Genomic DNA, 25,646 nt, shown 5'->3' on the forward strand with positions numbered 1-25,646 from the left:
CCCCACGCGCTCACTCCTCGCGCGTGTGACAGACGAAGCAGCCGCCCTGGGCCGGGGCGCGCCCGAGCAGACGCGCGAGCTCGGGGGCGACGACGCGCGCCATGAAGGCGTCGGTCGCAGAGGGCGCCCGCGACGGGTCGGGGGCCGGCGCGGTGTTCCACTCCGTGGGCTCCAGCAGCAGCGAGGGGTTGGGCATGCGATAGCCTCGCGAGGGGCCGTCGCGCCCGTGGCAGGTGGCGCAGGCGAACTTCGGGTAGCGATGGGAGTCCTCGGCGACGAACAGGTCGCGCATGCGAGGCGTCACCTTCGCCTCCATGAAGGTGAGCCGATCGCTGGGCGGGAGCTCGTCCCAGGCGCGCGCCGGGGCGCTCGAGGGCGCGCGGCCCACCCCACCCGCCGACTGGCAGCTCGCGAGGCCGAGGAGCGCCGCGGCCAGCACGCGGAGCGGGTCTAGGCGTCGTCGCCCTCCCCGCGCGACAGCGATCCGCGTCACCACTTGCGCAACATGCAGCCGAGGGCCTTGCCCTCGGCGCGGCGCGGCGGCGTGCCCGCGAGCACGTCGTCGAGGGCGTCGCGCAGGTACGGCGTCGCCGTGTCGTGGAGCTTGCGCTTGTCGGAGTCGACCCCGCCCCGATAGACCACGCGTCCCTTCCGATCGAGCAGGACGGAGTACGTCGCATACTCGGCCTCGAGCGCGTTCGCGATCTTCGCGCCCGGATCGAGCATGACCGGGAGGCCGAGCGCGCGGGCGGAGGCCGCGGCCCCCTCGCGCGTGGTGCCCACCTCGGAGTCGACCGCGATGAACTGGACGCCCCGGGCGCGGTAGGCATTCGAGAGCTCGCCGATGCGCCCCTTGTGCGCGTCGAGGCAGGGGCACCCCCTCGAGACGAACACGAGCACGGTCCACGGCGCGCTCCCGAGCACGTCGCCGTACGTGCGCTCGGGGCCGGACGCGGGCACGAGGCGCGCCGCGGCCAGCCCGCTGGTCTGGGTCGCGCGCGTGGTGTCGGTCGCGCGGGCCGGGGACGCGCACGCGGACGCGAGAGGCCAGAGGAGCGCGAGCAGCAGGAGGCGGTTCATAGGACTCCCCAACGGATCCCCAGGGTCGCCCCGAGGGTGGTGGTCTGGTTCATTCCGAGCGACGAGATCGGTGGGTTGAGAGAGACGCTCCCCAGCACCGAGAGCTGATCGGTCACCGGCCACGCGAGCGACGCGCTGGCCACGATCCACCGGCGCGCGCTCTCTCTCGCGGTCGCGCCGTTCACGCTGGCGTCCCCCTCGAAGGTGAACAGGGTCGAGAGCGCGACCGCTGCGCCGCTGTCGAACGCGTACGCGGCCGAGAGCAGCGCCGAGTACTGCGGCGCGAGCGAGAGCGTGACCGGGGTGACCGCCCCCACCTCGCGAGGCGCGCGCAGCGCGAGGAGCGCGCTCGCCCCGAAGAGCCACGAGCCCACCGACTGCTCGAGCGCGACGCCGCCCGTGACCTGCACCGCGCCGAGCCCGGTGGCGTCGGTCGCGAACGGCTTCGTGGCCGCCTCGGCGGAGCGCCCGGTGGGCAGCGTCACGCCGGCGAGCGCCGCGATCCCGGGCACGAGGGCGGACTCACGGGCTCGCAAGAAGTCGTAGCGCGCCGAGACGTTGATGTCGCCGAGGCCACCTCCCGCTTCGGAACGGGTGGGCGTGGTGCGGAACGTCTGGACGAGGGGAAGCAGCGCCCCGAGCTGACCGCGACGCAGCACGCGCACGGCGCCGTAGAGCGACTGCTCGAGGTCCACCTCCCCGGCGCCGGGCGGCGCGGGCACGTATTCCGCGGACGCGCTGTGCGAGCCGACGACCGTCGCGGCGCGGAGCTGCAGTCCAGCCGCGGCGTCCTCGTGGAGGGCGAGACGCGCCGGGGTCACGGCGCCCGTTCCCGCGCAGCACGCCTGCGCCCACACCGCGGACGACGCCGTCGCGAGGGCGGCGCAGACGATGCCGGCGAGCGCGGCCGCGCGCCCCCGGTGAGGCCTAGCGGACATCCACCGGCACGATCGCTTCGTCGCTCACCGCGCCGCGCACGGTCGTCCGCAGGTCCCAGCGCCCGGCCATGAACAGGTTCACGTCGGTCGCCACGTACTCGCCGCCGCCCTTCGCCGCCACCTTCGGCGTGGTGGGCGTCCCGTGCCCCATCGACGGCATGTCGGGCGCGACGGTGAGGGTGAGCCCGTCGACCGGAGCGCCGCTCGCGTCGGTGATGACGTACCGCACGGCGATCGTGCCGCGCGTCGGCGGCTGCTCGGGAGAGGTGTAGATGGCGAGCTTGAGCTTGCTCTGCTGGCTGGTGACCGTGGTGAGAGGCGCCCCGGCCGAGCCGGTGGACGGCTCCGCTGCGCTGCAGGCGGCGAGGCCGAGGGCCATGAGGGCGATCCACGGAGCCGAGCGCCAGCAGAGCCCGAGCGGGGCGCCGCGGCGCGCGTGGGGGGCGAAGGGGGGCGCGGAGACCGCGTGGGGGGCGAGGGGCGCGTGGTTCTTCATGGGCGTCTCCTGAATCGTCGGCGACGCGGCGCTGCGGTGCGCTGCGGCCTGGGTAAGGAGCTTGCCCCCAACGGGGACGCCCGACCATGAGGCAAGTTGACGCAGCCCCCGGCCGACGGGAACGCGCTACGTTCACGCCGTGACGCCCGAGACCCCACACCCGCACGCCGGCACAGCGACTCCCCGCGACGCGCGGGCTATCACGGTGTCGTGGCTCGTGCGGCTCCGGTGGTGGGCCCTCGCCGGCCAGCTCGCGACGATCGCGACCACCGTCGCCGCGCTCGACATTCCGCTCCAGCTCGCCCCGCTCGCCGCGATCACGTGCGCCACGGCGCTGTCCAACCTGTGGCTCACCACGCGCCGCGGGACCGTGCCGGCCGGGCGCGCGCCCGCCGTCCTCATCTTCGACACGCTCTCGCTTACAGGTCTGCTCTATTTCACGGGTGGGCCGTCGAACCCCTTCAGCGCGCTCTACCTCGTCCACGTCACGCTCGCGGCGGTGGTGGCGGGCATGCGCTGGACCGCGGCCCTCGTCGCGCTCTCGGCGACCTCGTACGCGGTGCTGTTCTTCGCCCACGTCCCCGTGCCCGCGCTCGCCCACGTGCACCACCAGCCCGGCGGTCGCCCGAGCCCGCACCTGTTCGGCATGTGGGTCGCGCTCACGGTGACCGCCGCGCTCATCGCGTACTTCGTGACCCACCTGGCCGAGGAGCTCCGCGCGCGCGAGGCCCGGCTCGCCGAGGCCGAGCGCTTCGCGTCGCGCAACGAGCGGCTCGCATCGCTGACGACCCTCGCCGCAGGCGCAGCGCACGAGCTCGGGACGCCGCTCGGGACCATCGCGGTCGCGTCGAAGGAGCTCGAGCGAGCGCTCAGCCTCGCGGGCGCGCCGGAGACCCACGTCGAAGACGCGCGCCTCATCCGCGCCGAGGCCGCACGGTGCCGCGAGGTGCTCCACCAGATGAGCGGCCGCTCCGGCGCGATCACCGGTGAGCTGCCGGAGCGCGCGACGGCCGCCGAGGTCTTCGACGACGTGACGGCGAGGGTGGGCTCGGCGGGGCGCGCGCGCCTGACGTTCGCCGCGACCCCCTCGGACGACGCCGCCGTGTTCGTGCCACGCAACGGGCTCGCGCAGGCCCTCGCCACCCTGGTCCGCAACGCGCTCGACGCGAGAGCCCGCGCGGTCACGCTCTCGGTCGAGCACGACCAATCGGTGCTCCGGCTCGTCGTCACGGACGACGGCGAGGGCATGGCGGCCCCGGTCCTCGAGCGCCTCGGCGAGCACTTCTTCACGACCAAGGCGCCGGGCGCCGGGATGGGCCTGGGCGTCTTTCTCGCTCGGTCGTTCGCGGAGGCCTGGGGCGGGCATCTGTCATTCTCGTCGGTGCCGGCCGAGGGCACGCGCGCGGTGCTCGAGCTGCCGCGGGCGAGGAGCAACGGCCCGCTCAACCAACGAGACGACGCGGCCTCGCCGGCCCAAGGAACACGGCAACCGCGCGAGACGATCGAGGAGCACCATGGCTGAAGACTCCAGGCGACACCTCCTCGTCGTGGACGACGACGCGACCTACCGCGCCAGGCTCCTCCGCGCGTTCGCGGATCGCGGGCTCGACGCGCGGGGCGCGGCCAACGCCCCGGAGGCGATCGCGCTCGCGCAGCAAGACAGCCCGGAGCTCGCGGTCGTCGACCTGAAGATGCCGGGCCCGTCAGGGTTGGAGCTCGTGGCGGCGCTGAAGGCCATCGACCCCACGACGAACGTGGTCGTCGTGACGGGGTACGGCAGCATCGCGACCGCGCTCGAGGCGGTGCGGCTCGGCGCGACCCACTACCTCACGAAGCCCTGCGACGCCGACGAGATCCTCGCGGCGTTCGACCGCGGGAGCGACTCGCCCAAGGAGCCGCCAGCCGCCGGCGACATCGAAGCCCCGTCGCTGGCGCGCGCCGAGTGGGAGCACATCCACCGCGTCCTCACCGACTGCGGAGGGAACATCTCGGAGGCGGCGCGACGCCTCGGGCTCCACCGGCGCTCACTCCAGCGCAAGATCTCCAAGTACCCCACGGCGCGCTAGAGCTCGAGGCCAGGCCGTCGCGCGGGGTGGGCTCAGCCGCGCATCCAGGACACGATCTTCTCGGCGAGGAACTCGCCCCGATCTTCCTGCACGAAGTGGCCGCCCCAGAAGCGCTCGTGTGGCTGCCCCGCCGCGCCAGGCACGTGCCGCTGCAGCGGCGCGTCGGCGCGCCCGAGGATGGGGTCGTTCTTCCCGAAGAGCGTGAGAAAAGGCTTCTCGAAGCGACCGAGCGCCTCCCACGCGGCGCGGTTCGCGGGCACCTCGGGGTCGGACTCGCGGGTGGGCACGAGCGCCGGGAACGCGCGCGCGCCCGCCTTGTACTCGCTCGAGGGGAACGGCGCGTCGTAGGCGGCGAGGTCGCGCGCGCCGAGCGACGTCACGCAGCCCGACCTCACGATGCGGCCGATCGGGAAGAGCGGCGAGGCCGCGGCGAAAGTGCGCCACACCTGAAACGCGGGCGACGTGCGCGTGCGCGCCGTGGGCAAGAAGCCGTTCGAGACGACGACCCGGGCGAAGCGCTCGGGCCGCGCGGCCACGAGGCGGAGCCCGAGGAGAGACCCCCAGTCTTGGCAGACGAGCGTGACGCCCGTGAGGTCCACCTGCTGGAGCCACTCCTCGAGCCACGCGACGTGACGCGCGTAGCTGTAGTCGGACTGACGCATCGGCTTGTCGGAGCGCCCGAACCCGATGAGGTCGGGCGCCACGGCGCGGAGGCCCGCCTCGACGAAGACCGGGATCATCTTGCGGTACAGGAACGACCAGGTCGGCTCGCCGTGCAGGAGCAGCACGGGCGCGCCCTGCCCCTCGTCCACGTGGTGCATTCGTAGCTTCGCCCCGTCGCCGGCGCTCACCTCGCTGTAGTGCGGCGCGAAGGGGAAGCCGGGCAGGTCGGCGAAGCGTTCGTCGGGGGTGCGGAGGGCGCGCATGTGGACGCTCTACCACGAGCCTCCGCGCGCCCCCCTCTCCCCCCTACTCGGCGCTGACCGGCGCGACCTCGCCCCCGACATGCGCGGCGCGCTCACGCGCGAACTGAAGGCGGTGGAGCCGGGCGTAGACGCCTCCCTTCGCGATGAGGCTGTCGTGGCTGCCGGTCTCGACGACGCGCCCCTTGTGAAACACGATGATGCGATCGACGGCGCGGATCGTGGAGAGGCGGTGCGCGATCACGAGCGACGTGCGGCCCTGCATCACCACCTCGAGCGCGGTCTGCATACGCTTCTCGGTGTTCGAGTCGATACTCGCGGTCGCCTCGTCGAGAACGACGATGGGCGTGTCGCGATAGAGCGCCCGGGCGAACGCGATGAGCTGTCGCTCGCCCGCGCTGAAGTTTGCGCCGCGCTCATCGACGCGCGCGTCGAGTCCACCCTCGCGCCGCTCGAAGAGCTCGAGAGCGCCGATCTGCCGGAGGGCGCGCTCGACCCGAGCGCGATCGGGCGCCTCGTCCGAGATCGCGACGTTCGAGAGCACGGTGCCCGTGAACAAAAAAACGTCCTGCGGCACGACCGAGAAGCGCTCCCGCATCGTCACGCGATCCTGCGCGCGCACGTCGCGACCGAGCACGCGCACCGCGCCTACCTCGACCTCGTAGAGCCGAAGAAAGAGCCCCGCGACGGTCGACTTGCCAGCGCCGGTCGCCCCGACGAGCGCCACCTTCTCGCCCCTCGCCACGGTGAGGCTCACGTCGGAGAGCACGGGCACGCTGGGCTTGTAGGCGAAGGTGACCCCCTCGAGCTCGAGCGCTGGGGAGCCCTCGAGCTCGGCGGGGACCGGCTCGCGCGAGGCCTCGCCCTCGGCCTCCACGTCCTCTTCATCGAGGAGCTGGAAGATGCGCTCCGCACCACTCATCGCGCTCTGCAAGATGGTGTAGCGCTGGGCGAGGAGGCTCACCGGCTCAAAGAACTGGCGGACGTACTGAGTGAGGGTGACGACCAGCGCGAACGTGATCGTCGGGTCCCCCGTGCGACCCACGCCCGCCCACCAGAGCATGCTCGCGACGCACACGGTGCTCACCATCTCGATCGCGGCGTCGAGCATCGCCTCGTAGAAGATGCTGCGCTTGTTCGCGTCACGGTAGGCGTCGTTGATGACGTCGAACTCGTGCTGCATGTGCGCCTCGCGGGCGTACGCCTGCACGACCGCCACGCCGGCGACCTGCTCGTTCAGGAACGCGTTCAGCCGCGCCGTCTTCGTGCGTATGTCTCGGAACGCCTCGCGACTGCGCTTGCGCACGTAGTTCACCACGAGGGCCACCACGGGCAGGGCGGCGAAGGCGACGAGCGACAACCGGGCGTGGAGCGCCAGCATGACCACGACGATGCCGATGAGCGCGAACAGATCCCCGATCGCGTTGAGGACGCCCGACGCGAAGAGCTCTCCCAGCGCGTCGATGTCGCCCGTGGCGCGAGTGACGAGCCGGCCCACCGGCGTCCTGTCGAAGTAGCGCAGCGACAAGCGCTGGAAGAACCCGAACACGGCGGCGCGGAGGTCAGCCATCGCGCGCGCTCCACCGATCTGCATGATGTAGGTCTGCAGGAACGAAACCGTCTGGCCGCCCACGACGAAGGCCGCGAGCACGAGGCCATCGCGCAGCAGGAGACTCCCCTCGCCCGCGCCGGCGTGGGCGACTACGCGCCCCATGAGGAGCGGACGGACGAGCTGGGTGGCCGCGAGCAGCACGAGCAGGGCGAGCGACGCGACCAAATGGCGAGAGTGCGGCCGTACGAACGGCCAGAGCCTGCGCAGGAGCGCCACGTCGTACGCGCGGCCGAGGTCTTGCTCCTCGTGGAACGCCGCCTCGGTGCGCTTCGCGCCGGCCGCGGCCTTCGGGACCTCGGACTTCGAGCCGGCGCTCATGACGCGCTCTCCCTCTCGTCGAGGTCGAGATCGAGCAAGGCGCGCTCAGCGGACTGCTCTTCGGCGAACGCCGCGTAGAGCGATCCATTCGCGAGCAGCTCCGTGGGGGTACCGCGCTCGAGCACGCGCCCCTCGTCCAGCACGACCACCTCGTCGCACATCGAGGCCGCCGCGACGCGGTGAGTGACGAGCACGAGCGTGCCCTGCTTGGCGTGCCGCGCGATGGTCGCGAGGATCGCCTCTTCGGTCTTCGCGTCCACCGCGGAGAGCGGGTCGTCGAGGACGAGGATGCGAGGGCTCCGGGCGAAGGCGCGCGCCAGGGCGATTCGCTGCTTCTGCCCGCCCGAGAGCTGGACGCCGCGCTCGCCCACTACGGTGTCGAGCTGCTCGGGGAGCGCCATCGCCTCTTCGTAGACCTGCGCGTCTTTCGCGGCCTCGCGGATCAGCGCCCTGCTCGCCTCGCTCTCGGTCTCCGTCAGGGAGAACCCGACGTTGCCCGTCACCGTGGTGGAGAACAGGAACGCGTCCTGCTGGGCGTAACCGACGGACTCGCGCACGAAGCCGAGCGGCAGGTCGCAGAGGTCGACGCCGTCGAAGAACACCGCCCCCTTGGGCGTCGGCAGGAGGCGCGCGAGCAGCATGGCGAGGGTCGACTTGCCAGAGCCCGTGCGCCCCATGATGGCGAGCGAGCGCCCTGCGGGCAGGTCGAAGGCCACGTCGGAGAGCACCTCGCGCTTGCGGACCCCGTACGCGAACGACAGACCGCGCACGGAGAGCGCGCCTCTCGGTTGGGCGGGCGGCGGCAGGTCGCCAGAGACAATCTCAGGCACCTCGGAGAAGATCTCGGCGAGGCGCGCGAAGCCCGCCCGCCCGCGCTGGACGATCGCCACCGAGAAGCCCACCGCGATCATGGGCCAGGTCATGCGGCCGTAGGCGAGCCAGAACGCGAAGAACGCGCCCTTCGTGAGCGTACCGTCGAGCAGGAGCTTCGCGCCGTACCAGAAGAACGCGAGGAGCCCCACGGACGCCGCTCCTCCGATCGCCGGACCCATGAGCCCGCGGAGTCGCGCGAGGCCGAGGCTCGCGTCGAGGTACGCTTGGTTCGCTGCGTCGAACCGGCGGCGCTCGCGGCGCTCGAGGGCGAAGCTGCGCACGACCCGCACGCCGGCGAGGTTCACCTGGAGCACCTCGCTGAGGGCACCAAGCGCCTCTTGGTTCGCCTTCGTGCGGGTGTAGAGCTGCCCGCTCACGCCGCGCCCGAGGAGCACGATCAGCGGGAGGGTGACGAACGACACCACGGTGAGGCGGCCCGAGATCGAGAGCATCACCTGGAGCGCGCTCGCGAACGCGAACCCCACGTTCACGAGGTTCAGGATCCCGAACCCGAAGAGCAAGCGCACCTGGAGCAGATCGCCAGACGACCGGCTCATGATCTCGCCAGCGGACATCTTGCGGTAGAACGCTGCGCCGAGCGAGTGCAGGTGCTCGAGGAGGGCCGAGCGGAGCTCGTACTCGACGTCGCGGCCGGCGTTGAAGATGTACCAGCGGCTCGCGACCCGCGTGAGGAGCGCCACCACCGCGAGCACGAGCATGAGCGCCGAGGGGAGCCACGGGAGCGCGCTGCGTTCGTCGAAGATCTGGTCGACCGCGGACTTCGACAGCCAGTCGATGCGGTTCATCGCGAGCTGGAAAATGGCGAGCATGACGCCACCGGCCGCGTAGGCCGGCAGCTGCCGCCGAAGCTGTCCCGTGAGGGTGCGCGGATAGGGGCGCGCGGACGACGCCGTCGGAGGGCGCGTGGAAGCTGTCCCAACGGGGGCCAAGGCCTGGGGTTCTACCCCGTGCCTGGACGGGTCGCTTCAAAAAAGAAAGCGGCCAAGCTCGCCGGGCGAGCTCTCGCGACGTCGACGAAATAGAAAAGCCCCGCACGGGAGGGGATGCCGTGCGGGGCGGCCCTCGCTTGCGCGAGGGAGTAGGCGGCATGCACCGAGCGGCGGGGGGGGGAGCTGCCCGGCGCGTGCCTAGTTCCTCTTTAGCGAGGACTGTGCCAAACAAAACAAACCAAAGATCAGCTACTTAGCGTGGGTTCGAGGCGACGTGTGTTTCGTTCGCGAACTGAACAATGCGAACCTGGAACGCGACGAACGCGTCTCGGGCGCGGCCGCGGTGAGGTCAGCGGGCGGGCGGCTTACGGTGCGACGAAGGGAGCCGCGTGCGCCCGCTCTTCGGCGCGCACGCGACCAGGTCGGCGATGGGCACCCGCGCGACGAGCAGGCCAAGGCTCACCTTCGCCTCGTCGCTGCCGAGCAGCTCGAGCACCGCGCCGATGCGACCCGCGAACGGGCCCGCGAGCACTTTGACGCCGGTGCCCCGCTCCACTGGCACGGCCGGATCGACGTCGAACAACCTCGGCGCGCGCGCGCGCCGAGGGATCTTGCGCGCGAGCGGCGCAAGCGGCGGGAGTCGCTCCGGCTCGAGCGGCGGGGCCGCGACGCTGCCGTAGCGTCGCGAGGGCGGCTCGCGGTAGCTGCGCTTCGGGCGTGGCTCGTCGTCCTCGCGAGGCGGTCTCCGCGCGGTGCGCTCGCTCGGCACGCCGCCCTCGTCGGGCAGCTCGAGGCGGCGCTCGCGACGGGCCTCCCACCGCGTCACGAGGCCGAGCACGTCGTTGTCCTCCGCCCAAGCGACGAGCTTCGTGACCGAAGACAGCGCGAACAGCGCGTCCTCCAGGGCGTCGCCCAGATCGGCGGGGAACGACAGCACGATCCGCTTCGGGATACGCCAGCGCACGCGCAGCGACGACGGCTCGGCGCGGGCGCGCTCGGACAACGCGCGGAGATCGTCCGCCGTGGCGCGCTGGGCGCAGAGCGCGCCCGCGGCCGAGGGGCCGGGAGGGAAACACAAAAGCTCGAACACCTCGGGGAGCGACTCGAGGGACGAGAGCAGCTCCAGCAAGCCCCCGGGATCGGCCAGGCGCGCGCGGAGGTTCTCCGCGTCGACCCACGCGCGCGCGGGCAGATCGATGCGCAGCTCGACCGCCTCGAGGTACACGAGGAGCGCGACGTGAAGGTGCGGGAGGTACGGCGCCTCGCCCATGCGGGGGCGGAGGGAGCGCGTGTCCTCGGCCAGCTCTTCGACCGTGGTGCGCGCGAAGCGCTCGCGCACGAAGACGACGCCCGAGCCGTCACCGTCGGGATCGCGCACCGCGTGCACCTCGAGCGGCCCGAAGCGCTCGGAGAGGTGCGCCGCGGCCTCGGCGGCCCACGAGAACAGGCGCCCCTCGAGCGAGCGCCGCGCCTTCGTCGGCGCCTGCGGGAGCGTCGCCCCGAAATCGTCGTCGGTGAGGCGAAGGCTGGCGCGTCGGGGGAGGGCCCGGGGGTTCATGGCGAGGAACGGCGTGACGGAGAGCGCGGCGTGGGGCGGCGCACGCGGCGACGCCGGGCCGAACATACGGAGTTGCGCGGGCGAGTCAATCGCAGGCTCCGCGGGGGCACGACGCGGCGCGCGCGCTCGACCGTCGAGACACCTTCCACGGGCCGCGGCTTCGAGCTACATCGGTCCCATGCGGCCAGGAAGATTCGCGCCTCGGCGGCTCGGCGTACTCGGCCTGTGCGCCATCGCCACGCTCGGCTGCAAGAAGGACCCCGCCGCCTCGAACGCCCCGGACGCCGCCGCGCACGCTGCTCCCTCCGCGCCCGCGGCCACCGTGACACCAGAGGGGGAGGCCGTGTCGGCCAACGCCTCGAACGGGGAGTCCGCGGGCGCCGTCGCGATCGGCCCCTCCACCGCCCAGGTGCGGCTTCGGCCGCGCACGCCGGCGCGCGCCGGCGAGGTGATCGCCATCCCCGCGGGGGTGCTCCTTTCGGGGACGCTGCCCAGCGACGACGGGCGTGATCCCGCGGCGGTCGCGGGCCTCTCACCCTACCCGCTCGGCGCCTTCAGCATCGACGCCCTCCCCTTCCCCAACGACCCCGCGAGGCCGCCCAAGGCGCAGGTCTCGCGCGACGACGCGGCCAAGGCTTGCCAGGAGCGCGGCGCGCGCCTCTGCACCGACCTCGAGTGGGAGCGGGCCTGCAAGGGCCCCGACGCCGACACGTACGCGACGGGGCCCACGTGGGACCCGGCGTGCGAGGCCGAGGCGGCCACGTGCGCGTCGGGGTTCGGTGCCCGCGCGATGGGTGGCCTGCGCGAGTGGGTCGGCGCGAAGGGCGAGGCCGGCGAGGGCGCGCCGTTCCGCGGAGGCGGCCCGAGGGAGCCTGGCATCGGAGTGCACCGCTGCGCGCGGCGCGGCACGAGCCAGGGGCTCGCGGCCGATCTGGGCTTCCGCTGCTGCACCGGCGGGGAGCGCCCGAAGCTCGTCGAAGTGGAGCCCTTTCGAAAGACCAAGCTGGACGCGAGCGAGCTTGCCGCGATCGTCGCGGGCGCGCCCGAGCTCGCCGGGCGGCCAGGCTTCGGCGCCGAGCTCCGCCTGTTCGACCCGGCCGACTCGACCTCCGTGGTCGGGCGGACGCAGGCGCCCCACGTCGGGTTGGTCTTCAGCACACAGCCCCTCCTGTGGAGCCCGGATCCGGGGGTCGAGGTGCTCGTGGTGACGGGGCGGAGCAAGACCGCCTCGTTCGTGCTCGCGCTGTTCCCACTCTCCTCGGGAAAATACAAAATTGCTTCTTATTTCGTAATGTTGGGAGATGTTTCCCCCGTGGCGTTGGCCTACAATCCGAGCCGCAGACGCGAGCTGCAGTGGACCACGTGCTGGGGTTGCTCGGGCGAGACCGGCGGTGTGAGCTTCCGCGAGGACCGGCGCATCGTGATCGTGCAATTCTAGCGAGACTCCGATGGCGCCTCCGCTTCGAGTCGGCCTGCTCCTCGCCGCCGCGGTCTCGGTGGTGCCCGCGGCCGTCGCGCTCCTCGTCTCGCCGGCAGCGCGCGCGTGGCTGCGAGGCACGGGGAGCGTGCGGCAGACCCTCTCCAACGCCTCGGTCGGCCTCGTCTTCCTCGCGTCGCAGATGGCGCTCCGCGGCGCGCTCGTGGGGGTCTTCGCGGGCGCCGCAGGGCTCGTCCCGTGGAAGCTCCCCGAAGGCCCTCCGAGCGCCCTGCTCGCCTTCGTCCTGCTCGACCTCGTGTATTACGCGCAGCACCGCGTGGAGCACGCCGTGCCGGTGTTGTGGGCCATCCACGCCGTGCACCACCAGTCGCGCGACTACAACCTCTCGGTCTCTCTGCGCGTAGGCGTCCTCGCCTCGCTCTCGACGGCGGTGTTCCACGCGTCGCTCGCGCTCGCCGGTGTGACGGTCACTCAGTACGCGGTGGTCGCGACCGTGCACGCCGTGCTGCTCTTCGGGCTGCACGCACGGACCAAGATCGCGTTCGGTCCCGGCCGCGTGTTCAACGCGCCGGTGTTCCACCGGGTGCACCACGGCGCCGACCGCGCGTACGTCGACAAGAACTTTGGCGGTGTCCTGCTCGTGTTCGATCGGCTCTTCGGCACCTTCGCTCCGTACACGACCGAGCCCGTCTTCGGCGTCGTCGGCGAGGAGTGCCCCGAGCTCCCGCTCGCGGCCAACGCCGCGCCCTGGGTCGCGCTCGCGGAGAAGGTGCGCCGGCAGCCGACGCTTGGCGGTAAGCTCGGCGCGTTGCTCGTGCGGCCCCCCGACGCCGCGGAGTGAACGGCAGCCGCGCCTCCCGCGGCGTGCCGTTCTTCACAGCTCACGGCATGACGAACCCGGACCCTCGCACCTCCGGTGCGCCGGCCTCGTACCAGGGGATGCGCGCGGAGTACCCGCTCCAAGTCAGACCGGCCGCCACGAGCGAGAGCGCGAACGCCCCGAGGAGCGCGAAGCCGTTCAGCGTGGGGACCGAGCCGAGGGACGCGAAGCCTCCCACGTGGACGATCCGAACCTTCGCGCGCCGACCTTGCGCTGGCTCGAGCGTCGAGCAGCGCTCTGCGGGCACCCTGAAGGCGGCCTTGTAGCCGGACTCGCCCACGACGTTGACCGTGCCCCATGAGCTCACGGAGCCCTTGGTGCGGCTCACGTGGCGCTCCACCTGGAGCACGGTCGCGTCCTCGCTCGTACCGCGGAGGCTCGCGGCGACGAACGGGAACCCGAGGAGCATGTTGGTGAACAGGAACGCGCTCGTCGCCGCCAGGCTCGCGTTGCGGAGGAAGCTCGCGCGAGGCTCGTGCCGCTCGGCGAGCCGCCTCGCGTCGGCGAGGACCATGGGCCCCTCTCGCGAGGGCGTGAGGCGCCACTCGGCGTGGACGCCGTCGTACGCGCGACCGAGAGCGCCGCGCGCCACGACGACTTGGTCCCGCACGAGGCGGGCCGCGCGTTGCCGACGCATCGGGACGGTGGACCCCAGGTCGACGCGGTCCGCGATGACGAGCAACGTCCCGCTCGGATCGACGCGGACGCGCTCGCCCTCGTCGGTCACGAGATAGAACGGTCGCGCTTCGATGCGACGACCGACCTCCAACCACGCGTGACCCTGGGTCGTTCCGCCGCGGTTCTGAGCCTGCTCGTCGATCGTGAGCCCGACCACGACGTCGCCGGCGCTCGCAAGCTCGACGCGACCGCGCACCGCTCCGTGAGGGCCTCCGACGAGCGGCCCACCGAGGCCCGCTCGATCCCGCTCCGCGAGCTTCGCCAGGCGCGCGGCCTGGACCCAAGCGACGACGAGACCTGCGATTCCACCGACGAAGAACAGCGCCACGAGCGCAGCGCTCAGCATCCACGGGAGGTGGTTGTCGGCGATGAGCTGGGGTCGAAGGAGCTCTTCGGTGGGGACCAACACAGCCGCATCCTAGCGCGTCCACGGCCGCGTTGCCCCCCCCCCGCGCTCCACGCCGCGCGTAAGCGACTCAGAGCGACGCGGGGCCTCGGTACGGGCCGCCGCCACCGAACGCGAGGCGACCGCGCCACGGGCTCGCCGAGCCGTCCACGATCTGCGCGAGGCGCTCGCGCTGCATCGGGTCGAGCACCTCGTGGATGCTTCGGAACGCGGCGACCACGGCCTGCTCCGCGCGCTCGTAGGCTGCGCGGCCCCCGGCCTGCGCCTCCGCGAAGGTGGCCGCATCCGGCCCCTCGGCTCGAATCGCCGCGGCGAGGTTCGCGCGCTGGGCGCGGCCCGCCACTCGGGCCTCGCGCGCCGTGGTCCACGCCTCCTCGAGGGCGCTCCGGATCACCTTCTCCTGGCCGGGTGTCGTGTCGAGTGAGCGAAAGACCCAGCGGAGCCAGCGACTGCGCCCGAGGCGCAGACCGCCGCCGCCGCAGCTCCCATTGTGAGACCTCCGAACGAGCTTGACGACGAGCCTCACGGCGAGCGCGGTGGCGAGGATGGTGAGCGCGGGGACGAGCAACATGACAGACCTCCAGAGGACGTTGGAACCGCGGCTCGGGGAGCGCCGCGGGGGGAGCCGTCAATGTGGGTCGTCGACGCCGCTGCGCTGCCGCGAGGCGGGTAAAGACGTGTAAACCGGTGCACCACAAAACACGACGCGCCGCACTCGCGAGCTGTCTCGCGGGGGCGGCGCGGACGCGGCGCGGACGCGGCCAGGTCGCTCAGAAGTCGAACTTGCCCAAGCTCCCCAGGTTCCGGCAGGCCTCGACGACCCGGGCCGCCATGCCCTTCTCGGCGAGGTGGAGCCACACGCGCGGATCGATGTGCTTCTTGTTGGGCTTGGTGTCGCCCTCGGGGTTGCCGAGCTGGCTCTTCAGGTAGGCGTCCTTCTCGTCCATGTACTTCTTCACGGGCGAGAGGAAGGCCCACTGCGTGTCCGTGTCGATGTTCATCTTCACGACGCCGTAGGAGACGGCCTCGGCGATCTCGTCGGGCGAGGAGCCCGAGCCGCCGTGGAAGACGAACGAGACCGGCTTCACCCCGGTCTTGCGCTCGGCCTGGATGTGCTCCTGGCTGCTCTTCAGGATCTTCGGCGTGAGCTTCACGTTCCCCGGGGCGTACACCCCGTGCGTGTTGCCAAACGAGGCCGCCACGGTGAAGTCGCCGACGGCGTGGAGCGCGTCGTAGGAGGCGAGCACGTCGGCCGGCTGCGTGTAGAGCTTCGCGTTGTCGACGCCCGAGTTGTCGACGCCGTCTTCCTCGCCGCCCGTCACGCCGAGCTCGATCTCGAGCGTCATGCCGAGCTTCGCCATGCGCGCGAGGTAGGAGCGCGAAATCTCCAGGTTCTCCGCGAGGGGCTCCTCGGAGAGGTCCAGCATGTGCGCGCTGAAGAGCGGCGCGCCGGTGGCGGCGAAATACGCCTCGCCGGCGTCGAGCAGCCCATCGACCCACGGGAGGAGCTTCTTCGCGCAGTGGTCGGTGTTGAGGATGACGGGCACGCCATACGCCTCCGCCAGAGTGCGGACGTGGTGAGCGCCCGCGATCGCACCTTGCACCGACGCGACGTGCTTGCCGTTGTCGAGGAACTTGCCTGCGTTGAACTGGGCGCCGGTGTGCGAATACTGCACGATGACCGGCGACTTCGCCTCGCGCGCGGCCTGGAGGACCGCGTTCGTCGAGTTGCTACCGATGACGTTCACGGCGGGGAGCGCGCACGACTCGCTCTTGCAGTAGTCGAACACTTCCCGCAGCGCGTTGCCGGCGAGGACGCCGGGCTTCAGCTTGAGGTTGGCCATGCGCGGCACCATACCACCTCGAGCGCGACAGTGCGCGTCAGGCAGCGGGGCCGAGCGGCGTTCGACGCGAGGCCGGGCCGGCTCAGCGGGTGGGCCGGAGCACCTCGGGGAAGGCACGCTCGACGGCGACCTGAAAGAGCCTATCGTGGGCGCCGCCGCCGGGGAGCGACACCTGCACGAAGCGCCGGTCGCGAGGCCCTGCGGCCGGATTGGCGAACAGCGTGGCGCGAAACGGACCGAAGTCCCGCTCCCATGTGTGCGTCTGGTAGTATGCGAAGAGGCGAGTCGAGGGCGCGGCGAGCAGCAGCGTCTCGGCCACGCCCTGGTCGAAGCAGGTGTCGGCGAGGATGACCGCGTGCGGCGCGGGGTCGCGGGCGCTCGCGGCGCGGAGGGCGCTCCCGTGCAGGTTGCACCCACCGCCGGAGTGCGCGAAGACGATGATCTGGGTCCGGTCGATCTCGGCGCGCCCTGCGAGCGCGGCCGACGCGCGGTCGACGAAGTCGGCGAGGTCGAACGCCTGCCACATGCCCCACGGCCGCGCGGCGTCGCGGGTCTGGCTTGGCGCCGCGACGAGGAACGGCGCCGTCTTGCCCTCGGCTTGCAGGCGCTCGAAGTACGGGCGCATGTCGGGCGTGCCGCGCCCACCGAGCCACTTGTGCAGCGGGCCGTCCTGGTTCAGGCCGTGGAAGAAGACCACGAGCGGTACGCGCGCGCCGCGAGGCAGGGCGCTCGGCACCACCACGAGCCCGGCCTGCGCGGCCAGACGCTCGGGCACGTAGCGCGGCGCTCCGTAGGGGAACACGATGTCGTCGTGCGCGTGCGCGCGGCGGCCGACGAGGAGGCTCGCGAGGAGGCCCGCCGCGCCGACCAGCAGGCCCGCGAGCCGCGGGACCCGCGAAGATCTCACTGGATCGACCAGGTGAGCTTCACCGTGCCCGACTGGTTGACGCCACCGCCCTCGAGCACGACGTAGTACGTGGAGCCGAGGGTCACGGGGAACGTGAGGGTCTCGCCGCCGTTGCCGACCACGGTGTTCGCGCAGACCTGGTTCGCGAGGACGTTGCCCGTCGGCGCGCAGGTCTCCGAGAGGTAGAGCATGTGATCAAAGGTGGCAGAAGAGCCCACCGTGCGAAGCATGCCCGTCTTATGTGCCGTGACCGCGAACACGCGCTCGGCGGTGAGCGAGCCCGATGTGGCACCGCACGCGGGCTGGGTCGTGTAGTCGTTCACGAACGGCGCGGCCGTCGTCGCCGTGTACACGACCGGCTCGGTCCACACGTGCACCGGCATGCCTGGGCACTTGTCCGAGCTCGTCGGCGCCCCCTCGAGCTTGCACGTCGTGCTGCAGCCGTCGTTCGCCGTGCGGTTTCCGTCGTCGCACTCTTCGCCGGCCTCGATCTTCCCGTTCGAGCAACCGACGGCGCCGTCGCTCGCGTCGGTCCGCGCGTCGCCGCCCGCGTCGAGGGGCGGGTCGGGCGGGAACGAGGCGTCGTTGTCGGGCGGCGGCTCGATGGGATCGCCGAAGCAGGGCTCGCACGGGCCGTACGTCTTGCCGTCGTCGTTGCAGACGCGCGAGCCCTCTTCGCGGTTCGCGCAACGGCAATAGTAGGCGTCCCCAGGGCGGCACTCGTCCTTCGGTGGCGGCGTCGCGGGGGTGGAGCTGCACGCGGCCGCGAGCGCCACGACGGCCGCCGCCGTGGCGACGTGCGCGAGCAAGACGAGCCGCATGCGACGCCGAGGCAAGGCGCCCGGCGAGGGCGGGGTCGGGACGTGGGGAGCGCGGGCGTTCCTCATGGGATCTGGAAGCTCAAGGTGTAGTTGCCGCTCGCGCCGACCGCGCCCGACACGCCCACGTAGTACGTGGTGCCGGAGGTGACCGGGAAGGTCATGGTCTCGTCGAGGGGCGCCGTGGTGCCGCGATCGTTCGCGCACATCCTGGTCGCCATCGTGGCGGCGTTGTTGCAGTCGGTCCGGGCGCTGAGGACCAGGTTGTAGGTCGCGCCCGTGGTCTTCACCGTCATGGCGCCGGTGCGGTGGGCGGTGACCGCGTAGATGTGATCGGGAGAGGCGTTCGTCCCAGCGCCCGTGGTGCACGCACTGCCGGGCTCGTTCCAAGCGCTCGGGAAGCCCGTGGTCGTCCCCGCGCCCGTGACGGCGGCGGTCGTCCACACGTGCACCGGCTGGCCCGGGCACGCCTTGCCGCTGTCCGGGTTGCCGGCGACGTTTCGGCAGTCGTTGCCGCAGCCGTCGCCCTCGACCTTGTTGATGTCGTCGCAGGCCTCGCCGTCGTCTACCGTTCCGTCCCCGCAGAACGAGCCGGGGGTGAGCTTGAGCTTGACGCTGTAGGGTCCCGCCTGGCTGCTTCCCGCCGCACCATCGACTACGAGGTACACCGTGGTGCCCTTGATGACGTTGGCGTTGAGGACGCCGCTCTGGCCTGGGTTCAGCCCCTGCACACACGCCAACTGGGTCGCCTCGTCGCCGCAGGCAGACCGCAGATAGGCGATCGGGGCGAACTTCGGGTCGGGCACCACCGTGGCAGTGAGCTTGCCTGTGGCGGGCACATTGAGCGCGTACACGTGGTCGGGCGCGCCCTTCGCGCCCGCGCAGCCGCCCTCTCCCTTGAAGTCGTCGGCCGCCGCGGTCGTGTTGCCGGTGATCGTCACCTCCGAGCTCGCGTTCAGGGCCACGTTCTGCCCATCGCACTTCTCGGCCGCGGGCGTCTGCGGGGTAGGCGGACCCGCCTCGACGGGCTGCGGGACGGCCGCATCGCCGGTCTGCGGATCGGGCACCTCACCGCACGGGAGGTTCTCGCCGAGCGCGCACGGGTCGAAGCTCTCGCCGTCGTCTTTGCAGAGCTTCGTCCCCTCTTTCTTGTCGGCGCACCGGCAGAACACGTACGTGCCCGGTGTGCAGATCTTCGGCCCCCCGGCGTCGGCGGCCACCTCTGTGCCGGAGCAGCCTCCGGTGAGCGCCGCGGCGCCGAACGCGACGCCGAACAGCGCGAGCAGCGTGCCGGCGGAGGTCGAGACGGCACGAAGGAGAGGTGCGAGGCGCGCGACCGGACGGGAGGCGCGGGGGCTCCCGTGGAGGGGCTTACGATTCATCGGGGCTCCGGTGGGGCCGCCGGCGGAGCCGACGACCGATGGCAAGCAGAAGAAGAGTGCCAGCGCCGGCGAGTCCGGTCACTGCCGCGGAGAGAGACGGCGCGCCGTCGACACCGGGCGCGAGGGCCCCCGCGAGCGGAGCCCCTCCCGGGCCCGACGCCGCGCAGCCGCTCGGCGCCTCAGCGCCAGGTCCGGGCGCCGCCGGATCGGCGCACGTGGGGCTGTAGCCGCCGCGTGGCTCCTGGTTGCAGGCGGCGGTGCTCGTGGGCGGGTACGCAGCGCACACGGCCTTCTTGTCGTCGTCGGAGAGCTCTCGAATGGCGACGGTGCCGGGCGCGTACGCGGCGAACATGGTGGCGCGCTCGTTCGCGGAGTGCCCGATGCCGAGGAAGTGGCCCACCTCGTGGGTCAAGATCGCCTGGAGATCGTAGGCGATCTTCCCTGGCTCGTCCGACACGGTGACCTGGTTGAAGGCGGTGTTGACCTCGATGTCGGCGTCGAAGATCTCGCCCGTCGTGGTGTCGAACGTGGTGCTGGTCTTCGCGAGCGTGCCGTCGATCCCGCGGTACTTCCAGTCGTTGTCCTGGAAGAGCACCACGTTCACGTTCTTGCCCTCTTTGTTGTATTCTGCACGCTTGCACTCGATGTCTTCGAGGGCGACGAAGGCCATCTTCGAGAGCTTCCCGCCGCCGCAGTCGACCTCGCTCCACGAGCGAAACGATTTCATGATGGCGGTGCGGGTCTGCCGCACGTCGAGCGACGCCGTGCCGAGACGGTTCATGTGAAACGATATGCAGGACGTGTTCCAGCGGAGGGCCGCGCCCTCCTTGGTGCAGCCCTCGTCGTCCTTGAGGCACGTCTTCTTGTCGGAGTCCTTGCACGTCGTGTTCTGGCAGAAGGCGGAGGCCGCCTGCGGCGAAATCCACGTCGCCAGGGCGAGGACGGCTGCGAGCCGACGGGCGACGGCGTGCACGCGCGGGGTTCGCTGGGTCGCGCGGCTAGCGCCGCTCCCTCGGGTGGGGCGTCCGTGGCGGGTCATCCGAGGACAAATGTACGCCGAAGCGCCGCCGAGGGCACGGACTTCACGCGCCGGCTCGGGTGGCCACGCGAGACGACGCTTGCGCGCACCGCCCGCGAAGGCTAGCACGGCGCCGTGAGCGAGCCGGAAAAGGAAGACCTCGAGGGGCTTGAGGAGGGCTGGGATTTCGAGATCCCTCGCATCTCGACGTCCGTCCCGAAGCCCGCGCCGTCATCGGCGCTCAGCCTCGACACGATCGAGTCCGGCTGGGCCTCCCAGCCCGATCTCGCGTTGTTCGCAGCCAAGGCCGAGGCCGAGGACCTCGCCCGCGCGAAGGCCAAGGCCGACGAAGACGCCCGCGCGAAGGCCAAGGCCGACGAAGACGCCCGCGCGAAGGCCAAGGCCGACGAAGACGCCCGCGCGAAGGCCAAGGCCGACGAGGACGCCCGCGCGAAGGCCAAGGCCGACGAGGACGCCCGCGCGAAGGCCAAGGCCGACGAAGACGCCCGCGCGAAGGCCAAGGCCGACGAAGAAGAGCGCAGGGCCAAGGCCGACGAAGACGAGCGCAGGGCCAAAGGAGAGGCCCGACGCCTCGAAGAAGAGGCCCGACGCGCGAAGGCCAAGGCCGACGACGACGCCCGCGCGAAGGCCAAGGCCGACGAAGAAGAGCGCAGGGCCAAGGCCGACGAAGAAGAGCGCAGGGCCAAAGGAGAGGCCCGACGCCTCGAAGAAGAGGCCCGACGCGCGAAGGCCAAGGCCGACGAAGAGGCTCGCGCGAAGGCCCGCGCCGAGGAAGACGCTCGCCGCGCGAAAGCCCGCGCCGAGGAAGACGCTCGCCGCGCCGCGCTGAAGGCCGCCGACGACGCGCGCAAGGCCAAGGCCGAGGAGGAGGCCCGACGGATCAGGACCGAGGCCGAGGCTCGCGCGAAGGCCCGCGCCGAGGAGTACGCCCGCGCAAAGGCCAAGGCCGAAGAGGCCCGCACACAGCTGCCGACCGCGCCGAGCGCCTCGCAGCCGCCGGCGTCGACGAGGGTGCCGACCTCGACGCGCCCGCCCTACTCCGTGCTGACGCCGCCGGTCTCGGCGACGCCCGACACCGTGAAGAGCGCGGAATCGATCGCCGCCGCGACGCCCTCCTCCGTTCGCCCGGCCGCCGCCGCGACGCCCTCGTCCGTCCGGCCCGCGGAGACCGCGCCCGCAGCCCCCACCTCCGTGCGCCCCGCTCCAGCCGCCGCTGTCGCTCCCACGCCCGCAGCGCCTGCCTCCGTGCGCCCCGCTCCAGCCGCCGCTGCGGCCGCCGTCGCTCCCACGACGGCAGCGCCTCCCTCCGTGCGCCCCGCGGCGATGGCCCCCGCCGCGGTGGCCGCCGCGCCCGCCGCCGTCCGACCCCCGCCCGCTCCCGCCGCGACGCCGCCGGCGGCGCAGGCTACGCCCCGCGCCGCCAAGCCCGCACCTGCCCCCTCCGTTCCGGCGGAGGCCCCCGCGAAGCCCGCGGCGACCGCCGCCGCGAAGCCCGCGCCCACGCCCAGCGCCGCGAAGTCCTCCCCTCCGGCCGCCGCCGCGGAGGCGAAGAAGGCCGCGCCCGCCCCCGTCGCGGTCAAGCCCGCGCCCGCTCCAGCCGCCGCCGTGGCCAAGCCTACCTCGCCGACCGCGCCCGCGGCCGCGAAGGCCTCCTCTCCAGCGCCCGCGGTGCCGGCCATGTCGCGCAAAGAAAAGAACCGGCAGAAGGCCCTCGCGAAGAAGGAGCGTCAGCGCGACAAAGACGCGCAGATCTCCGCGAACCAAAAGAAGAAGCAGAAGAAGGGCGGAAAGCCCAGCGTGCCTCCGTCGGCCGAGGTCGCGCCGGGCCCGTCGGGCGCGAAGAAGCCCGAGGCCGCCGCGAAGAGCAAGCCGGCCGCCCCCCCCCCGACGGCGAGCAAGCCCACCGGGGGCCCCGCGGCTGCGAAGGTCAAGCCCGCGAGCCCTTCGTCCACCACCAAGAAGAAGGACGCCGTCGCGAAGGCCGCGCCGACGGCGCCGGCGACCGACGAGCCGCTCACCATCGCCAAGGCGCCGTTTCCTTGGCCGATCGCCCTCGGCGTCGCCGCCCTCGTCCTCGTCGTGCTCGGATACGTCGCGCTGAAGAAGTGACGTCCCGGGGCCACCGTGAGCCGGGGCCCGCGCGCCGCATCGAGCTTCTTTGCCGAGGCGCCGGGCCTTCCTCGAACCGCGGTGAATGCCGCCGCGGTGGTGCTCGCGCGCGCGCCCGGCCCCCCCCAAGGTGACCCCGAGCGCCCATCGGGGTGTGCCTGGTCAGCGGGTCGATCGCGGCGGACGATGCGGCCGCCCGCCTCCAACGAAGCCCCTACGTGCGGGTCACTGCCGGAGCCGGTCGACGTCGGCGGCCGTGAAGACGCCCTCGTCCTCGTAGAACGTGACCTGCCCCGTGGCGAGATCGTGCATCGCGCCGACGACCCCGATGCCCTCGTCCAGCACGAGGTGCTCGAGGATGAAGCTGCGCTCGACGAGCGCCTTCACCCAGCGCTTGACGTTGATTCGGGCGACCTTCTCGACGAAGTCCGAGTTCTTGCCGGTGCGCTGCGCCGGATCCGCCACCGAGCGCTCCTGGTAGACGGCGGGCTGGAGCTTCGCCAACAGCTCGGTCAGATTACCCATCTCGACGTGGTCGCAGGCGCCCTTGACCGCGCCGCAGCCGGAGTGGCCGAGCACGACGAGCAGCTTGCTGCCGGCGATTTTGCAGGCAAACTCCATGCTCCCGAGGATGTCGGTGTTGACGATGTTCCCGGCGATGCGGATCGAGAAGATGTCGCCGAGCCCCTGGTCGAAGATGAGCTCGGCCGACGTGCGGCTGTCAATGCACGAGAGGACGGTCGCGAACGGCCACTGGCCGTCACGCGTCTGGTTGGCCTGCTCGAGCAGCTCGCGGCTCAGGCGGAGGTTCGCCACGAACCGGTCGTTGCCCTCGCGGAGCAGCTGGAGCGCGCGGCGCGGGGTGGTGCTGGCCTGGGTGTCCTTCGAGTGCGCCTTCATCGTCTCCTTGCGGCCGCCCCGGGGGAAAGAACGGGGAAGAGGGGGCGGCGATCAAGGGTATCTGTGGCGAGCGACCCGTCAACCGCGGGGAAAGGGAATCAAGGTCGGGGGCGTCGACGGAAGAGCTCACCCCAAGACGAGCGGCGTCGCCGACACCAGGCGCGGCGTCGCCGACACCGGGCACAGAGCACTCGCGCGCCAGGTCGCGCGCCGGAGGTCGCGGGTCGCCTACCTCACCTCTTCCACGCAGCGGTAGGGCGCGGAGCTCCCGGCGCCGGTCGTGTTCGTGACCCCGATCCTGCCGATATCGAGCCGTAGGGTGAAAGCCGCCCCGGCCCCGACCCCGGCGCGGTTGGTCTCGCCCGGGACCGCTGGGAACGGGGGAGTGACGCTCGCGCAGGTCGAGGCCCAGACGCTAGCTAGCTAGGACGGATCCGCGGGCAGCGGGCGCGCTCGGCGCGCGGCCGCTCAGCTCACCTTGATCGCCAGCGGGGCGACCGCGCCCGCGCCGTCGATCACGAAGCCATAGAGGCCCCTCGTGGTGTTGAGCAGCAGCACCGCGTCGGTGCCGCTCGAGAGCACCTGAAATTCGAGCAGCGTGGGCTCGGCGCGGTACCCGTCGTCGTGGGCGTGGTCATCGAACAGCACCCGCTCCTCGGCGCTCGCGAGCTGCTCGGCGGGGCCGAGCCGCATGCGCAGGCCGCCCGAGGCCGCACGCCACACGAACAGAAGCTTGCCCGCGAGCTCGACCCCCTGCACGTCGGCCTTGGAGGCCGGCGCAAGCAGCGGGTCTTGGCCGATGGACTTCTTGAACGCCATCGTGGTGTCCTTACAGCCGCTGGCAGAGCAGCGACTCACCACGACCGAAGGCCAGTATCCCGAGGCCGCGCTCTCGCCCTCATTGGCCACGAGGACCGCCTCGCCGCCGCGGCAGTAGAGATCGCCCCACAGCACCGTGCTCGCCACCGGCGGGCTGAACCGCGGCGCCTCGCCGGGCGTCTCCGCGTCGGTCATGAACGTGATGTACGAGTGGTCCCAGCCCTTGGCCTTGATGGCGATAGGGGCGCGCTTGGACGCGCCGTCGGCGCGGTCGCGCTCACCGGGCCGACACGCGACGAGGTGGGGCTCCTCTCCGTCGCCACCGTCGATGCGGCCGATCTCGCCGATGCGCCCCACGTCGACCGCCGGGCCCGCGGCGGGCTTGTCCTTCGCGCCCTCGATGCGGCGCGCCATGAGGTGAATGCCGTCGTCCTTGTTCCGCGACTTGAAGAGGAACGTACCGAAGAACATCGCGGTCGCGTAGTAGGGATTGCCCGTGTCCTTTCGGTCAAGCAACTTGACCTCTTCGAACGATCCGCCGAGCTCGCCTCGGAAGAGGCGTATCTGCGGCGCTTGGTCGTTCCAGTCGAGGTACGCGAACGTGCCGTCATCGAGCAGCGAGGCGCCGTACGCGCCGTTCTTGAGCTTGCCCACCACCTCCGCGCCGGTGTCGCTGCGGAAGACGCCGAACGTGCCGCGATTGCCCGCGAACAGCAGCGGCGCCTGCTCCGGCCGGGCGGTGGTGCCCCAGAGCCGCAGGCTGGGGCTCTTGCTCGCGGCGGGCCCCGTGACCTTGTGGCACAGGAGCGCCTTCTCCTTCGCGTCGAGGCGGCAGGCGAGCGGCCCCTGCGTGAGGCCCTCTTCGTCGAACACGAGGCGGAGCGGCTGCGACGGGAACGGCGCCGGGTGCACGACCCGCATCATCGTGCCCTTGGGGAGCAGCTGCGCCGCGTCGGGCAGGGTCGCGAGCGTGAGGTGCGCGCTCGGCGCGGGGGCCTTCGGCACCCCCTCGGTCGCGCGCCGCGCGATCTTGGCCTTCGCGATCTCGTCGAACACGCGGGCGGTCACGGGCTGGAGATCGGCGGCGTAGCTCTCGGGGGCGTCGAGCGCCAGCCCGAGCTTCGTGGACGAGCTCGCGAGCGCGGGCAACCCACGGCGCTTCGCGTGATCGGCGAGGCCGCGCGCGTACGCAGCGCAGCGGCCGGGCCAGCGCTCGGTGGCCGCGGGGCGGTTCAGCTCCGCCAGCTGCGAGGCGCGCACGAGCTTCGTGGGGGCCTCGGTCGCCGGGTCCGCGAGAAGGCACGTGGAGAGCTTCGCGACGGCCTCTTCGCTCTCCTTCGCGTCCTGCCGGCTCGACACCATCGAGGCGACGCCCACACCGACAGCGGCCACGAGCGCGACGCCCATCACGGCGGCGATCGCGCGCTTCCTCTGGACCGCTTGAGCGTGGGCCATGAGCTCAGGGTCGACAGCGAGCGGATCGGGGCCCGGATCACGGTAGGTCATGGCGCGGAGGATGCAGCGAGAACGCCGCCCCGGCAAGCGACCGGGCCGCGTGCCGCTCGACGTGACAAGGCGCTCCGACGAGGTCGGTCGGGACCACGCGGGCGCG

General features: G+C 72.2%; 22 protein-coding genes. 5 read left to right on the plus strand and 17 right to left on the minus strand.

Annotated features, from left to right (window positions below; translation table 11 throughout):
* Positions 1-10: 10 nt before the first annotated feature.
* From IPQ09_28165 to IPQ09_28180, 4 genes are read right to left on the minus strand one after another with little or no spacing between them, the layout of a single operon-like run.
* Positions 11-439, minus strand: coding sequence for a hypothetical protein (locus IPQ09_28165; protein ID MBL0198024.1), 429 nt, complete (start codon positions 437-439; stop codon positions 11-13).
* A 50-nt stretch (positions 440-489) separates the two neighbouring features.
* Positions 490-1,080 carry a redoxin family protein gene (locus tag IPQ09_28170; protein MBL0198025.1) on the minus strand — a complete coding sequence of 197 codons (591 nt, stop codon included), beginning with the start codon at positions 1,078-1,080 and terminating at the stop codon, positions 490-492.
* On the minus strand, positions 1,077-2,018 hold the full coding sequence (locus IPQ09_28175; GenBank protein ID MBL0198026.1) for a transporter: 942 nt from the start codon (positions 2,016-2,018) through the stop codon (positions 1,077-1,079). The genes IPQ09_28170 and IPQ09_28175 overlap by 4 nt, the downstream gene beginning before the upstream one ends.
* A complete protein-coding gene (locus tag IPQ09_28180; protein ID MBL0198027.1) occupies positions 2,008-2,514 on the minus strand; it encodes a FixH family protein in 507 nt (168 codons plus the stop codon). Before IPQ09_28180 ends, IPQ09_28175 begins: the two co-directional genes overlap by 11 nt.
* A gap of 199 nt (positions 2,515-2,713) precedes the next feature.
* Between IPQ09_28180 and IPQ09_28185 the strand changes: the two genes are divergently transcribed.
* On the plus strand, positions 2,714-4,036 hold the full coding sequence (locus IPQ09_28185; GenBank protein ID MBL0198028.1) for a HAMP domain-containing histidine kinase: 1,323 nt from the start codon (positions 2,714-2,716) through the stop codon (positions 4,034-4,036).
* Complete coding sequence (locus tag IPQ09_28190; protein MBL0198029.1) at positions 4,029-4,580, plus strand: response regulator; 552 nt, start codon at positions 4,029-4,031, stop codon at positions 4,578-4,580. Before IPQ09_28185 ends, IPQ09_28190 begins: the two co-directional genes overlap by 8 nt.
* Positions 4,581-4,612: 32 nt before the next feature.
* Here the strand turns inward: IPQ09_28190 and IPQ09_28195 are convergent, their stop codons facing one another.
* The 4 genes from IPQ09_28195 to IPQ09_28210 form a co-directional block, all read right to left on the minus strand.
* On the minus strand, positions 4,613-5,506 hold the full coding sequence (locus IPQ09_28195) for a haloalkane dehalogenase (protein ID MBL0198030.1): 894 nt from the start codon (positions 5,504-5,506) through the stop codon (positions 4,613-4,615).
* Positions 5,507-5,549: 43 nt separating this feature from the next.
* On the minus strand, positions 5,550-7,433 hold the full coding sequence (locus IPQ09_28200; protein ID MBL0198031.1) for an ABC transporter ATP-binding protein: 1,884 nt from the start codon (positions 7,431-7,433) through the stop codon (positions 5,550-5,552).
* The gene (locus tag IPQ09_28205; protein MBL0198032.1) at positions 7,430-9,256 is read right to left on the minus strand and encodes an ABC transporter ATP-binding protein; all 1,827 of its coding nucleotides are present in this window, start codon (positions 9,254-9,256) and stop codon (positions 7,430-7,432) included. Before IPQ09_28205 ends, IPQ09_28200 begins: the two co-directional genes overlap by 4 nt.
* Positions 9,257-9,605: 349 nt before the next feature.
* Positions 9,606-10,880, minus strand: coding sequence for a hypothetical protein (locus IPQ09_28210; GenBank protein MBL0198033.1), 1,275 nt, complete (start codon positions 10,878-10,880; stop codon positions 9,606-9,608).
* 112 nt (positions 10,881-10,992) lie between these two features.
* On the opposite strand from IPQ09_28210, the gene IPQ09_28215 reads away from it, so the two are divergent.
* Together IPQ09_28215 and IPQ09_28220 are read left to right on the plus strand one after the other, a co-directional pair.
* Positions 10,993-12,252, plus strand: coding sequence for a hypothetical protein (locus tag IPQ09_28215; protein ID MBL0198034.1), 1,260 nt, complete (start codon positions 10,993-10,995; stop codon positions 12,250-12,252).
* Positions 12,253-12,262: 10 nt separating this feature from the next.
* Positions 12,263-13,093 (plus strand): sterol desaturase family protein, encoded by an 831-nt coding sequence (locus IPQ09_28220; protein MBL0198035.1) that lies wholly within the window; start codon positions 12,263-12,265, stop codon positions 13,091-13,093.
* A 40-nt stretch (positions 13,094-13,133) separates the two neighbouring features.
* Here the strand turns inward: IPQ09_28220 and IPQ09_28225 are convergent, their stop codons facing one another.
* The 7 genes from IPQ09_28225 to IPQ09_28255 form a co-directional block, all read right to left on the minus strand.
* Positions 13,134-14,219, minus strand: a complete 1,086-nt coding sequence (locus tag IPQ09_28225; protein MBL0198036.1) for a hypothetical protein — start codon at positions 14,217-14,219, stop codon at positions 13,134-13,136.
* A 67-nt stretch (positions 14,220-14,286) separates the two neighbouring features.
* A complete protein-coding gene (locus IPQ09_28230; GenBank protein ID MBL0198037.1) occupies positions 14,287-14,787 on the minus strand; it encodes a periplasmic heavy metal sensor in 501 nt (166 codons plus the stop codon).
* 199 nt (positions 14,788-14,986) lie between these two features.
* Positions 14,987-16,060: a class II fructose-bisphosphate aldolase gene (gene fbaA / locus IPQ09_28235; protein ID MBL0198038.1), complete on the minus strand. Its 1,074-nt coding sequence runs from the start codon at positions 16,058-16,060 to the stop codon at positions 14,987-14,989.
* A gap of 82 nt (positions 16,061-16,142) precedes the next feature.
* On the minus strand, positions 16,143-16,967 hold the full coding sequence (locus IPQ09_28240) for a hypothetical protein (protein MBL0198039.1): 825 nt from the start codon (positions 16,965-16,967) through the stop codon (positions 16,143-16,145).
* Entirely contained in the window at positions 16,964-17,854 is an 891-nt protein-coding gene (locus IPQ09_28245) for a hypothetical protein (protein MBL0198040.1), read from the minus strand. The genes IPQ09_28240 and IPQ09_28245 overlap by 4 nt, the downstream gene beginning before the upstream one ends.
* A complete protein-coding gene (locus tag IPQ09_28250) occupies positions 17,851-19,167 on the minus strand; it encodes a hypothetical protein (GenBank protein ID MBL0198041.1) in 1,317 nt (438 codons plus the stop codon). Before IPQ09_28250 ends, IPQ09_28245 begins: the two co-directional genes overlap by 4 nt.
* Entirely contained in the window at positions 19,157-20,206 is a 1,050-nt protein-coding gene (locus tag IPQ09_28255; GenBank protein MBL0198042.1) for a matrixin family metalloprotease, read from the minus strand. The genes IPQ09_28250 and IPQ09_28255 overlap by 11 nt, the downstream gene beginning before the upstream one ends.
* A 114-nt stretch (positions 20,207-20,320) precedes the next feature.
* Between IPQ09_28255 and IPQ09_28260 the strand changes: the two genes are divergently transcribed.
* Positions 20,321-22,315 carry a hypothetical protein gene (locus tag IPQ09_28260; protein MBL0198043.1) on the plus strand — a complete coding sequence of 665 codons (1,995 nt, stop codon included), beginning with the start codon at positions 20,321-20,323 and terminating at the stop codon, positions 22,313-22,315.
* A gap of 225 nt (positions 22,316-22,540) precedes the next feature.
* On the opposite strand, the gene IPQ09_28265 is transcribed toward IPQ09_28260, so the two are convergent.
* Positions 22,541-23,215, minus strand: a complete 675-nt coding sequence (locus IPQ09_28265) for a carbonic anhydrase (protein ID MBL0198044.1) — start codon at positions 23,213-23,215, stop codon at positions 22,541-22,543.
* A gap of 468 nt (positions 23,216-23,683) precedes the next feature.
* A complete protein-coding gene (locus IPQ09_28270) occupies positions 23,684-25,540 on the minus strand; it encodes a hypothetical protein (GenBank protein MBL0198045.1) in 1,857 nt (618 codons plus the stop codon).
* Positions 25,541-25,646 lie beyond the last annotated feature (106 nt).

The sequence above is a fragment of the Myxococcales bacterium genome, assembly GCA_016720545.1.
Lineage (GTDB): Bacteria > Myxococcota_A > Polyangia > Polyangiales > Polyangiaceae > JAAFHV01.